Origin of the sequence: Flavobacterium sp. xlx-214, assembly GCF_013874595.1 — a bacterium.
Lineage (GTDB): Bacteria > Bacteroidota > Bacteroidia > Flavobacteriales > Flavobacteriaceae > Flavobacterium.
In genome coordinates, this window is sequence record NZ_CP059431.1 from 2479492 (window position 1) to 2492746 (window position 13255).

The 13255-nt window shown below is 30.2% G+C and carries 13 protein-coding genes; 7 read left to right on the forward strand and 6 right to left on the reverse strand.

Translation table 11 applies throughout. The annotated features are described in order from the left end of the window. The first annotated feature begins 4 nt into the window (after nucleotides 1-4). The 6 genes from H1R17_RS11585 to sucC all read left to right on the forward strand — a co-directional run bounded on the left by H1R17_RS11585 (nucleotide 5) and on the right by sucC (nucleotide 6658). Nucleotides 5-664: a YggS family pyridoxal phosphate-dependent enzyme gene (locus tag H1R17_RS11585; protein WP_163431253.1), complete on the forward strand. Its 660-nt coding sequence runs from the start codon at nucleotides 5-7 to the stop codon at nucleotides 662-664. Between the two features lie 28 nt (nucleotides 665-692). Then, nucleotides 693-2111 carry an amidohydrolase family protein gene (locus H1R17_RS11590; RefSeq protein WP_163431254.1) on the forward strand — a complete coding sequence of 473 codons (1419 nt, stop codon included), beginning with the start codon at nucleotides 693-695 and terminating at the stop codon, nucleotides 2109-2111. Between the two features lie 283 nt (nucleotides 2112-2394). Beyond that, nucleotides 2395-2784 carry a hypothetical protein gene (locus tag H1R17_RS11595; RefSeq protein ID WP_163431255.1) on the forward strand — a complete coding sequence of 130 codons (390 nt, stop codon included), beginning with the start codon at nucleotides 2395-2397 and terminating at the stop codon, nucleotides 2782-2784. A gap of 51 nt (nucleotides 2785-2835) precedes the next feature. Beyond that, nucleotides 2836-3906, forward strand: a complete 1071-nt coding sequence (locus tag H1R17_RS11600) for a glycosyltransferase family 9 protein (protein WP_163431256.1) — start codon at nucleotides 2836-2838, stop codon at nucleotides 3904-3906. Beyond that, nucleotides 3903-5297 (forward strand): ATP-binding protein, encoded by a 1395-nt coding sequence (locus H1R17_RS11605; RefSeq protein WP_163431257.1) that lies wholly within the window; start codon nucleotides 3903-3905, stop codon nucleotides 5295-5297. The genes H1R17_RS11600 and H1R17_RS11605 overlap by 4 nt, the downstream gene beginning before the upstream one ends. A 167-nt stretch (nucleotides 5298-5464) precedes the next feature. Next, nucleotides 5465-6658, forward strand: coding sequence for an ADP-forming succinate--CoA ligase subunit beta (gene sucC / locus H1R17_RS11610; RefSeq protein WP_163431258.1), 1194 nt, complete (start codon nucleotides 5465-5467; stop codon nucleotides 6656-6658). Nucleotides 6659-6706: 48 nt separating this feature from the next. On the opposite strand, the gene H1R17_RS11615 is transcribed toward sucC, so the two are convergent. Beyond that, a complete protein-coding gene (locus H1R17_RS11615; RefSeq protein ID WP_163431259.1) occupies nucleotides 6707-7540 on the reverse strand; it encodes a hypothetical protein in 834 nt (277 codons plus the stop codon). 48 nt (nucleotides 7541-7588) lie between these two features. Continuing rightward, nucleotides 7589-8455, reverse strand: coding sequence for a PPK2 family polyphosphate kinase (locus H1R17_RS11620; protein WP_163431260.1), 867 nt, complete (start codon nucleotides 8453-8455; stop codon nucleotides 7589-7591). Nucleotides 8456-8495: 40 nt separating this feature from the next. Between H1R17_RS11620 and H1R17_RS11625 the strand changes: the two genes are divergently transcribed. After that, the gene (locus tag H1R17_RS11625) at nucleotides 8496-9347 is read left to right on the forward strand and encodes a hypothetical protein (protein WP_163431261.1); all 852 of its coding nucleotides are present in this window, start codon (nucleotides 8496-8498) and stop codon (nucleotides 9345-9347) included. A 10-nt stretch (nucleotides 9348-9357) separates the two neighbouring features. Here the strand turns inward: H1R17_RS11625 and H1R17_RS11630 are convergent, their stop codons facing one another. From H1R17_RS11630 to H1R17_RS11645, 4 genes are all read right to left on the reverse strand, one after another. Next, nucleotides 9358-9978: an NUMOD4 domain-containing protein gene (locus H1R17_RS11630; RefSeq protein WP_163431262.1), complete on the reverse strand. Its 621-nt coding sequence runs from the start codon at nucleotides 9976-9978 to the stop codon at nucleotides 9358-9360. Between the two features lie 109 nt (nucleotides 9979-10087). Continuing rightward, entirely contained in the window at nucleotides 10088-10573 is a 486-nt protein-coding gene (locus H1R17_RS11635) for a glutathione peroxidase (protein WP_163431263.1), read from the reverse strand. 43 nt (nucleotides 10574-10616) lie between these two features. After that, on the reverse strand, nucleotides 10617-12767 hold the full coding sequence (locus tag H1R17_RS11640) for a prolyl oligopeptidase family serine peptidase (RefSeq protein ID WP_163431264.1): 2151 nt from the start codon (nucleotides 12765-12767) through the stop codon (nucleotides 10617-10619). A gap of 61 nt (nucleotides 12768-12828) precedes the next feature. After that, nucleotides 12829-13251 (reverse strand): DUF2750 domain-containing protein, encoded by a 423-nt coding sequence (locus H1R17_RS11645; RefSeq protein ID WP_163431265.1) that lies wholly within the window; start codon nucleotides 13249-13251, stop codon nucleotides 12829-12831. Nucleotides 13252-13255: the final 4 nt, after the last annotated feature.

The window sequence follows — 13255 nt, forward strand, 5'->3', positions numbered from 1 at the left end:
AATTATGTCTATTACTACTCAATTACAAAAAATAAATAACGAATTACCTTCGAATGTTCATTTGGTTGCTGTATCTAAAACAAAACCTGTTGCAGATTTAATGGAAGCCTACAATGCGGGTCAGCGTATTTTTGGAGAAAACAAAATTCAAGAAATGACAGACAAATGGCAACAAATGCCAAAAGACATTCAATGGCACATGATTGGACATGTACAAACCAATAAGGTAAAGTACATGGCACCCTATGTAAGCTTAATTCATGGTGTTGACAGTTTAAAGTTATTGATTGAAATTAACAAACAAGCCAAAAAATGGCGCAGAACTATTGCGTGTTTATTACAGGTTTATATTGCTACCGAAGAAACCAAATTTGGGTTGGCGCAAGATGAATTGTTACAAGTAATTCATTCAGAAGAATTTAAAGCACTAGAAAACATTAAAGTAATTGGTTTAATGGGTATGGCATCGTTTACAGATGATGCTACAATTATTGAAAAAGAGTTTCAATCGTTGAAAGATATTTTTGATTATATACAACCGTACCAATTGCCTAATTGTCATTTTCAGCAGTTATCAATGGGTATGAGTGGCGATTATAAAATTGCTATTAAATGTGGTAGTACTATTGTACGTATTGGTAGTAGTCTTTTTGGAGAAAGGTAATTATTGAATATATATTAAGGAATAACAAATGAAAAAATATTTCTTTAAAAAATACTATGTGCTCATATCACTATTTATTAGTTTAAATTGTTATTCGCAAAAAAATAATACTTACTCAAGTCTAATTGTCATTCAAAATGTAAATATCATTACAATGACATCTCCTAATAAAATTATCAAAAATGCAGATTTGGTAATAAATAACGGCAAAATATCATCTATAAATGGGGTGATTCCAAAAAAAGCAAAGGTTATTAACGGCGAAAATAAATGGTTAATTCCAGGACTTATTGATATTCACATTCACTTACCAACCGATTTAAACTTAAAATCTAAAACACTTACACAAAAGCCAGATATTAGCTTTGATGTTCAAGATTTAATGACTCCTTTTATTGCAAACGGAGTTACTACTATTTTAAATCTTAATGCCAATGTTCAATCCTTTTATCAAAGAAAACAAATTAGCAACGGAGATATCATTGGTCCTCGAATGGCTATTGCTGCACTTATTGATGGTGGAAACGGAAACGGAAAAACAGCAAACACACCAGAAGAAGGAAGACTAATTGTTCGTATTGCCAAAGATGATGGTTATGAATTTATAAAACTATATTCTGGTTTAAACGTTGAAACTTATAAAGCGATTATTGAAGAAGCCAACAAACAGGGTATGAAAACAGTTGGTCATATTCCAAACGTTTTTCAAAATGATATAGAAAAAGCATTTATTCCTCATTTTAATTTGGTAGCTCATGCTGAGGAGTTTTCTAAAAGTGCAAGAAAATTTGATTATCAAGAAGCTTTAAATTTTGCGAAAATTGCAAAAGAAAATGATACATGGGTTTCGCCAACACTAACTGCCATGGATTGGATTGCAAGTCAAACCAGCTCACTCACACGTTTAGAAACATCAACAAGTACTCAGTTTGTGCATCCTTTATTACAAAGTAAATGGCTAACCGCAAATAGCTATTATAAAAAATCAACCCCAGAACGAATTACTTATTTTAAACAGTTCTTAGAATTTCAAATGTTACTGGTTAAAGCGTTTAAAGAAGTAAATGTTCCTATTTTGGTTGGTACTGATGCAGGTGTATCAGGAGTTGTACCTGGATTTTCTTTGCATGATGAATTAGAACTATTAGTTCAGGCAGGTTTATCAACAGAAGAAGCTTTAGATTCTGCAACTCGTTTAAATGCACTATGGTTAGGAATAGATAAAGAAGTAGGAACTATTGAAGAAAACAAACTTGCTGATTTAGTTTTGTTAGACGAAAATCCACTGATTAATATTAATAACACAAGAAAAATTGTTGGTGTTTTTATAAATGGAGTTTGGCTAGACAAAAAAACTTTTGAAAAAATGCTTTTAGATTTATCAATAAAAAACACAGAATTAAAAGATGAATTTGATTGGAACACTTTAATGACAAATAAGAAATAAATATACGCTGTACTTTTACAAAACACATTTAAATACCTTTAACATTTTTTGTACTTTAGCACTTAAATAAACAAGCTGTATTCTTTTAAAACAGCAAACTAAAAACAACGTGTACGCAGTATTAGATATAGAAACCACTAAAATAAATAAACTCTCATTATTCTATTAAGATACGTTTTGTATTTAAATAATCAACTTACTCATTAATATATAACTTTTTAAAAAGTACAAAATTCACTTACAAATAACTAAACAAAACCTTACATTTATAAAAAACAAAAAAATGATTACACAAATTCCCGTTATATATGTAGTTGCTTTATTATTTGCTATGTACCTTATTGCTTACTTTTTAAAATTTAGAAGCAAAAATGTAGATGCTTTTGAAAAAATGAAACTATCCTTAATTCTTTTTGGAATTTATTCTATTGTATTATGGCTTTGTGTACCATCTACACCAACATTAGCTACTTTTGGATATCCTGAAACAGTAAATGATATTAAAGCAGACGAACAAGTTTTGAAATTACTGCAAGATTATAATAAAACTATTGTACGCACTACAGAAGTACTTAAATGGTTTTTATTTGGATTTATATGGTTTTTTATGACCAATATTTATTTGTACGCTACACATAGAGAAAACGAATTTAATCCAAAAAACAAACAATAAAAAACAGCTTAATTACAGCATAATGTTATTTTTGTACTTTAATTTATAAAAATGAGCTTAAAATCTAAAGCCAATATCATACGCAGAAAAGTAATGCATTCGTTAACCCATAATGTGGGAAAAAAATCAATTAGCGAAATGCAAAAAAAAGCCAATCAATTTCAAGTAAATCGGGTATTAATCAGTCGTCCTAATCATCGTTTAGGCAACATGCTGTTAATAACACCTTTGGTTCAAGAAATTGCTAATACTTTTCCTAACTGTACAATTGATTTATTTGTAAAAGGTAAAATAACGCCTATTATTTTTCAAAATTATCCACAAGTTAATCAAATTATTGAGCTGCCTAAAAAACCATTAAAGGAGTTTTCAGAATATTTAAAAGTATGGTTTTCCTTAAAGAAAACGCGTTATGATTTAGTAATTAATGTAGAAAAAAATTCATCTTCTGGAAGAATATCAACTTTAATTCCATCAGCAAATTTTAAGTTTTATGGCGATGATTTTGAAGAATTACAAAATAAATACCCAGATATAAAACACATTGCCAAGTATCCTGTTTACAACTTTAGAAGATTTTTAGAAGTTTTACATCAAAAACCATTACAAGGATATGCGCCTGTGTTAGATATAAAATTATCGGAACAAGAAATTGAAAAAGGAAAAAATGATTTAGAACAGATCACTAAAAATCAAACAAAGAAAACAATTGCATTTTTTACATTTGCAACGGGTACTAAATGTTATTCTGTAGATTGGTGGACAGAATTTTACGAAAAATTTTATCCAAAATACAAAGACGAATATCATTTAATAGAGATTTTACCAGTAGAAGATATATCGCAATTAGAGCGTAAATTACCAACTTATTATAGCAAAGAAATTAGAGAAATTGCTGCTTTAATGGCAAATTGCGAGCTTATTGTTGCTGCCGATTCTGGTATGATGCATTTAAGCAGTGCTTCTAAAACCCCTACTGTTGGCTTGTTTTCGGTTACACAACCACAAGTTTATGCTCCATATGGTAACCACAGTACTTATATAGATACCAATACACAAACAAAAGAAGATATCATCACAGTAATGGATGATATTCTTCAAAACATAAAAAATAGCAAATGAAATTAAAAGAATTAGCCAACCAACTAGGAATATCATTAGAAAGTTTGCAAAATTTTATTTACGATTTTAACATCGATATAGGATTTAGCATGGATGAACAATTTAATGTTACAGAAGTTTTTCAACAATTTGCACTTAAAAATGTAGATTTTCTTAAAAAATATGCAGAAGATCATGCAAAAGAAAAAACCTTAGCAGAAATTGCGCAAACTATTAATGTAAAAGAAGAAGATGTTTTAAAATTTTTTGTTTCAAATGGCATTCCAGAAGAAGCTGCTAAAAACATTAAAACCAGCTTGTCAAGTTATTTAATACACTTATATATTGGTGGTGAATATCCTTTTATAGATGAGGCATTTCCTGAACTAGAAACCTATGCAAATAAAAGTTTGGTTGGTTATGTAGATTTGTTTTTCTACCTTAATGATATGTTAGATCCTTTTTTAAATAAAGATCAATTACAAACTTGGGGCATATCAAAACCTGCAGGCATTGTTTTATACGGACCTCCAGGTAGTGGAAAAATATTTTGGGCTAGAAAAATGGCGCAAATGATTGGTTATGAATTTGTGCACGTTTTTAAAGATTATTTGGCGGGTAATTTAAAAACAACTAAGAATTCATTTTCACACTTTTTATCAACAAAAATGCAACATCCTAAAACCATGTTGTTTATTGATGCTTTAGATGAATTATTAAGTAGTACAAACGATCAAAAATTTTTACCAGAAAATTTAGAATTAATCAATACTATTTTACGTCATACACAAAAAGATGTTCACCAAGAATTACTAATAGTTGGTTCTGCTGAAATTTTAAATTTGTTTAATGATGAGGTTTTAGCACCAGGTAGATTTGATATGCAAATTCCAATCTTCCCTCCTAATTTTGATGAACGCACCCAATTAATATTGTATCATTTAACCAAAGATTTAATTGATAGTTCTCCATTGTTAGCTATTCTAAAGAAAAATAATGCACTTAATAAATCTTTTTGGGAACCAATTTCAGAACAAATGAAATTGTTTTCAAATACAATGATTATTGATTTTACACAATCATTGAAGAAAAGATTGTACGCTTTGTATAGAAAAGACGAAAAGAAAAACATTGAGCTTACCGAAAAAATTCTTTTTGCTGCTTTTAATGAAGCAAAGGCAAAACTAACATCGGATTATCTAAAAAGATGTGCCATTTTTATTGTTGAAGCAAAACAAAATGTTGGTCAGGATTTTCCTCATAGAATATTAGAATTAGAATCGGATTTAGAGTTTTATCAAGCCAAAAAAGCACCTATCAATAAAATTGGTTTCAAAAAATCAAATGAAGAAGCCGAAAAAATAGAAGCTTCTAATACAGACAATCAAGAAAAAGACGACTTAATAGTTTAAATTTAAATATTAACAAAAACACAATAAATAGTAAATTAATTATTACATCTTAAAAAAAGAATCCATTTTAAGTCAATTGTTTCTTCAAAACAACATTTAATACCGTTTTTTTTAGGCAATGTAAAACAAGTTTTATATTTTTGTGTTTCTAAAAAAGCATATAAATAATGAATTTACACGAATATCAAGGTAAACAGATACTTTCTAGCTACGGTGTACGCATTCAACGTGGACATGTTGCTAATACTGCAGAAGAAGCTGTAGAAGCTGCAAAACAGTTAACGGAAGAAACAGGCACAGGATGGCATGTTATCAAAGCTCAAATTCACGCAGGTGGCCGTGGTAAAGGTGGTGGTGTTAAATTAGCTAAGAATTTAGATCAAGTAAAAGAAATTGCTGGTCAAATTATTGGTATGGATTTAATTACGCCTCAAACACCTCCAACAGGTAAAAGAGTAAACAAAGTATTAATTGCTGAAGATGTTTATTATCCTGGTGATAGCGAAACTTCAGAATTCTATATGTCTGTTTTATTAAACAGAGCTACAGGTAGAAACATGATTATGTATTCTACTGAAGGGGGTATGGATATTGAAGAAGTGGCAGAAAAAACACCTCATTTAATTTTCACAGAAGAAATTGATCCTACAGTTGGTTTACAAGGTTTCCAAGCACGTAAAATAGCTTTTAACTTAGGTTTATCAGGAGCTGCTTTTAAAGAAATGGTAAAATTTGTAGCTGCATTGTACAACGCTTATGTTGGTTGTGATGCTTCCATGTTTGAAATTAACCCAGTTTTAAAAACATCTGACGATAAAATTATTGCTGTTGATGCTAAAGTAACTTTAGATGACAACGCATTATACCGTCATGCAGATTACGCTGAAATGCGTGATACTACAGAAGAAAGACCAATTGAAGTTGAAGCAAAAGCAGCTGGTTTAAATTATGTAGATTTAGATGGTACTGTTGGTTGTATGGTTAACGGTGCTGGTTTAGCAATGGCTACTATGGATTTAATTAAGTATGCTGGTTTTGAACCTGCAAACTTCTTAGATGTTGGTGGTACAGCTGATGCTAAACGTGTAGAAATTGCATTCCGTATTATTTTAAAAGATCCTAACGTAAAAGCAATTTTAATCAACATTTTTGGTGGAATTGTACGTTGTGACCGTGTTGCACAAGGTGTTGTAGATGCTTACAAAAACATGGGAGACGATATTAAAGTGCCAATTATTGTACGTTTACAAGGAACAAATGCCGATTTAGCAAAACAAATTATTGATGAATCAGGTATGCCAATTTTATCAGCTATTGAATTCCAAGAGGCTTCAGATCGCGTAAAAGAAGCATTGTCTTAATTAATAGATATAATAAAACAAAAAACCTTCCAAAATTGGAAGGTTTTTTTATTCTACAAATTCAGATTCTGTTGTTTCAACATCTTCTTCTAGCTCTAAAGAAAACAAAACAAGAGCAGATTGTTCGTCTCCTTTTTCAGCTCCTTCAGTGTAAATTTTTTTGGCTTTTGAAATATTTCCTAAAGCATAATAATAAGATCCTAATAGAGAATATCCTCTGAAATCTTCAGCATCAATCATTTGTTGAGCTAATTTTTCCAATTGTTTATCTTCTTTAATAGTTGTGGCATTATCACTTAAAATTTCACTTAATCCACCAGCTGCTTCCATATATTTCATTCCAAACAAAGCTCCACATGCAGATGTTAATCCTTTGGCGCATAATTTTTCTAATTGCTCATTGTATGCTTCAGGATCATTAAGAACATCCAATTTCATTTCATCTGTTCCTTCTTCAAAATTAAGCATATAAAACTCATATAACAGATTAGGATTTACAACATAGGTATTGAAATTTCTCTCATAATCATCATTTAATGGCACCACTGTTTTTTTGTAAGTTGATTTAGCAACCCAATTGCTGATGCCTTTTAATTGATTTTTATCAATTTTAAAAATAAACACGCTTTTATCAGGAAAAACATACAAAAGATCATCTTTCTGAAAATACTCGGCTTGAAAACTATCGCTAATTAAAGCATGCCCGTTACCATCTAAATGAATACTTGTATACAAAGCATCTTTTTTTGTTACTTTATAATATCCTGAAAGGCTGTTTGTGCTATTTTGAGCACTTGTTGTGTAAGTAATTGCTAAAAAAGCAGTTACTAAAATTGTTTTTATCATGTCTTTTTTAATGAGTTGCAAAATTAATTGTTTCATTCTAAAACACCTTATTTTACTACTAAAAACATTATTATTTCCTATACTCTACTCTTTTTTTAGCTGCTCTTTATATTGTGCTATATGAGTTAAAATTTCTTCTTCTGGTTGTGGATACTTAATGTCTGTATATTTTTTAAGTGTCTCGTAAATAATTTTAGCAACAATTAATCTACTTACATCCTTATCATCGCTTGGAATAATGTACCACTTTCCTTTAGAATGATTACTGTTTTTTAAAACCTCTTCGTAACAAAACTGATAGGTATCCCATAGACTACGTTCTTTTAAATCGCCTGGAGAAAATTTCCATTGATGTTGCGGCTTTTCAATTCGCTTTAAAAGTCGATTCTTTTGTTCTTCTTTTCCTAAATGCAAAAAGAATTTTAAAATAATAACGCCATTCTCTGCCCAATGTTTTTCAATTTGCACCATACGCTTCATACGGTTGTTCCAAAAATCATCCGTTAAACTCTCAATATTAAGATCCGGAATCCGTTCATTTTCTAAATATTCAGGATGTACGCGTGTTACCAAAACATTTTCGTACTGAGTTCTATTAAAAATTGTAAACTTGCCTTTTTCGGGTAATTTAGTATAATGTCGCCACATATAATCATGTTGTAACTCTTTGTAAGATGGCGTTTTAAAGCTTTCAACAGTTACTCCGCGCGGATTAAATCCTTTAAAAACCTCTCTAATCATACTGTCTTTTCCAGCAGTATCCATTCCTTGTAAGCAAATTAACACAGAATATTTATCATGAGCATACATCATATCCTGAAGCTCACTGATCTTTTCTCTAATCTTTTTTAATTCTTTTTTTACTGTTATAGGATCTAAACCACTGTTGTACTTTGTAGAAATTTCGCTTAGTTGTAATTCTGTAGGTACTTCAAAATATTTTCGTTTCATATGATTCTTTTTCTCTAAATTAGTTATAAAATTAATAGCAATGAAAAAATATTTAATTACATCGTGGTTAAAAATAGTTGGCATTACAGCGGCATCTGGCTTAGCATTTCAAAATAATGAATTAATCTTAGTTTCTGATAACAGCAATGCTTTGTATCATTATTTTATTAACAACGACTCTTTAGCTAAATATAGTTTGGATAACAACGAAATAAAAGACAAGCTTCCTAAAGCTGAAAAACTAGATTTAGAAGCATTTACTATTTTTAATAATGAATGGTATGCTTTTGGATCGGGCTCTAAAGAAAACAGAAATACAGCTTTTGCGTATAACAAAACAACTTCTCAATCTACAAAAATTGATTTAAAAAGTTTGTATGATGAAATGAAAAGCTTTTCTGAATTAGGCAATGATGATTTTAATATTGAAGCTGTTACAACCTATAACAATGATTGGTATTTTTTAAACAGAGGAAACGGATCTAAAAACGCTAATTATATTTATGTAGTTCAAGGAAAAAACTTAACTGATGAGTATAATTTGTTTTTTTACGAATTTAATTTACCAAAAATTGACAATGTTTCTTCTGGTTTTTCGGCTGCAACTGTTTTAAACAATACCCTTTTCTTTATTGCTACGGCCGAAGACAGTACATCAACTTATAACGATGGCACCGTAAAAGGCAGTTTATTTGGCGCTATTGATTTAAAAAAAATGAAGCTACTTTTTACTGAAAAAATAAGCGATCATAATAAATTTGAAGGCATGACGATTGTAGAACACAACAACAAACAAGTAACGTTTGCTTTATGTGAAGATGTTGATAACGAAGATAGTAATGAAGCCGAAATTTATAAATTGGTTGTTGATTTAAAATCAAAAATAAAATAAGCAGTATTTACTACTGCTTATCTTTATCATCGGTATTTTTAAAACTAGGTATAGGTACATTTGCCCAATTTTCACCTGTTTTAATTCTGTATAATTGCATTTCACTAATACCAAATTGTTTGGCTATTATACGCATGCGTGTTTTTCTGTTAGGATCGTGAATCATACGTTTTATACGCATAACTTGTGTGGTATCTAACTTCATTCCCTTTTGCGCCAATCGTTTCTTTTCAATACTTTTTTCATGTCCCACTTTTACGTTAGGATTAATTCGTTGATGTGCGTATTTCTCCTCTTCTGTTACCCACTTTAAATTAGTATAATGATCGTTTAAATTATCAAAATCTAAATGAATAACAAAATTGTGTAAATCTGAAGGTTTATTTACAAAAAAATCAGCAATAGCACGCGACAACATGATGTGCTTATGCGCATATCCGCCTTCTGGTTTAAGTACTTTATACCTAAAAATCTTTAATTTATTGGTAACATTAGGCTTTAATAAATTACCCTCTTTAATTTCGTTGGTAAAACTTATTAATCTGCCATAATTTGAAACAGCGTAACGCAATTTTTTCTTATCCTCTAATACTAATTCTTTAAATTGCTCGCCTGGATATAATACTAACATAACTTTAAAATCAACTATTCATTTTTAAATTTTAGTTATTTTTTAAATGTTGGTTCTTGAATTCTAGTTTTCTTGTAAGTGTACACAAATATATCCTTTTATTTATTAATTATTCTAAAACCTGCTTTTTTAACAGAAAACTTTCAATTTTATCCGGAGTATCAAAAGTTGAAAATCGTTTTATAGGATTTCCATTTTTATCTATAAGAAATTTAGTAAAGTTCCATTTTATGCCATTTGTTATAAAACCAGGAAGTTCTGCTTTTAAAAACTTAAATAAAGGATGCGCATTTTTTCCATTAACCAATACTTTTTCAAACACAGGAAAGCTAACTCCGTAATTAATTAAACAATTATTTTGAATACTTGTTGCATTGCCAGGCTCTTGATTATTAAACTGATTACACGGAAATGCCAAAACAACCAACCCTTTGTCCTTGTATTTTTGATACAATGCTTCTAAGCCTTTATATTGAGGTGTAAACCCACATTTACTGGCTGTATTAACAATTAAAAGTGTTTTATTTTTAAAGGATGCAAAATCGATTTCTACTCCTTGTAACGATTTTACTTTGAAATGATAAATTTCTTTCATTTTTACAAAAACTAAAAATGCATCTTTACAGATGCATTTTGATTTATTTTTTTAAGTGCGTCATAAAATAATCAGCGATTTTTGCATTCAAATGCACACGATCTTTTCCTGAAACATTATGTTCATGCGTTGGATACAAGAAATAATCGACTTGTTTACCCGCTTTAATACATGCTTCTATGAATTCCATACTGTGTTGTTGCACTACAACAGGATCTTGCGCACCATGAATCATTAACAACCTTCCTTTTAATTTATCCACTTTATTTAAGGTAGATGTTTTTTCATATCCTTCAGGATTCTCACTAGGTGTATCCATATAACGTTCACCGTACATTACTTCGTACCATTTCCAATCGATAACCGGACCACCTGCTACTCCAACTTTAAACACATCAGGATAATTCAACATTAAACTAGTTGTCATAAATCCACCGAAAGACCATCCGTAAACGCCAATTTTATCAGCATCAACAAATTTCTTCGACTTTAAAAACTCAACTCCTTTCATTTGATCGGCCATTTCATTCTGACCCAAATTTCTGTGAATTACGTGTTCAAAATTCTTTCCTCGGTTTTCGCTTCCACGGTTATCTAACGTAAATACCACAAAACCTTGCTGCGCCATGTAATAATCAAAACCACCAGCACCACCGCCTAAACGATTCATAACTAATTGCGCATGAGGACCACCGTAAACATACACCATTACTGGGTATTTTTGATTTTCATTGAAATTTGCAGGATAAATTAAGCGTCCATTTAAATCCGTTTTTCCATCAGCAGATTTTACGGTAACCATTTCTACTTTTGGCATGGTAATTTTACCTTCAAAAGGGTTTGTTGCATTTATAATTTCGACACTTTTTTTACCATTAACTTCTTGTAACGATATGCTATTTGGTGTTGAAAAATTAGTGTATTGAGAATAAAACCAAGTGTTAGCAGGATTCATTTCAACCGTATAAGTTGCAGAAGTTTTGGTTACAGGCGTTGTTTTACCCGATTTAATATCAGCTTTATACAACAACTTATCCATACCTTTATTAGCTGTTCCTAAATAGTAAATTTCTTTAGATGTAATATTTGAAAATTCTTTAAAAACCACATCCTTATACACGTAACTATTTAATTGCTTACCATTTGTGTTGTATCTGTACATTTGACGGTAACCATCTTTATCACTTACATATAAAAACTCTTTATCGTTAATAAACTTTAAAGGAGTTGTTGGCTCTACGTATGTTTTGCTTTTTTCTTGAAACAATTGTTTGTCTAAAGAACCAGCAGTATTGTAACGTTGTAATTTTAAATCGTCTTGTCCTCTATTCAGAACGCCTACGTAAACAAAATCACTTGTAGGAGCCCATGTTGGAATGGTTAAATACTGCTCTTTATCGCCATCGATATTTAACTTAGTCCTTTGTTTGGTTTCAACATTGTAGATGTACAAACTCACTTCTTCTGATTTCATACCTGCCATAGGATATTTTATGGGCTTATTTTCGGCAATTCGTGCTCCAAAATCAGTCAACGGATAATCAGCAACCATTGTTTCATTCTTTTTATAGAAAAGGACTTTCTTACTATCTGGACTTATCCAAATTCCTCTATCAATACCAAATTCTTGTCTGTGTGTATAACTATTTCCATTTACAATATGTTCTGGATCATTTGTTACAACAATTGTTTCGCCATTAGTAAAACTTAACGAAATATTGTTTTTATTTAACCAAACAATAAAATTTTTATTAGGTGCAATAACTTCTTCCGCTGCTTTTTCATCAAACTTTATTGTCTTTACAATTTCTTTGCTGCTTATATTGTACACAACATAATACTTAGCATCGCCACTATATGTAAAAGACAATTCATTATTGTTTTCCCAATGATAATTAAAAGGAATTGTGCCTAACTTAACTTCTTTATTTAATGCTTTTGATAATGCTTTTTGAAGATCGGCAGCCGTAACAAAATTAGTAGTTACTTTTCCATCAATATTTTTAGCGGTTAATGATTGATAAGGAGCTTCAATATAAGTAACATCAGTATTAGTTTGCCACTGAGCACTGTAAACCGATTGTGTACCAAAACCTTTTTGAGCTGTTAATGTTGCTTCTTCTATAGTAAAATTGCGTTGTGCTTGAGAAATAAATCCCGACAAAACAAAAGCAAATAAAGTAAGTTTTTTCATAAAATTGTATTTGTGCTAAAATAATGTTTCTATAAAATTTCAGCAATTATAATTTAATTATTTACAAAAGTTTTCTTAGCTGGTTTTCTAAATCGTTTATATCTTTAAAATACTCTAACTCTATAGAAATTTTGTCCTTTTTTAAAACTGTAATTATCTCTAAAATAACATCAAGAGGGTCTGCCTCTACTCCTTCCATACTTTCATTAAAGTTAAGTCCTGCAATGTAACTTTCATTGTAAACTTGCACCAGATAATCTTCTAAAAAAGTAGCCAAACAAATTGATTGAGGCTTGTACATTTTCCAATCTTCAATACAACAATTTTTAGCCATTTCTTTACTAGACCAGAAACAAATTACGTTTACAGGAGAAGCATCATCATTTTTAAACAAAACCGATTGCGAAACAGCTACTTCGCCTTTATGTTCTACCACAAACACTTCGTTTGAAGTAATAATTTCATTAATAAACTGTTTAATCACTATT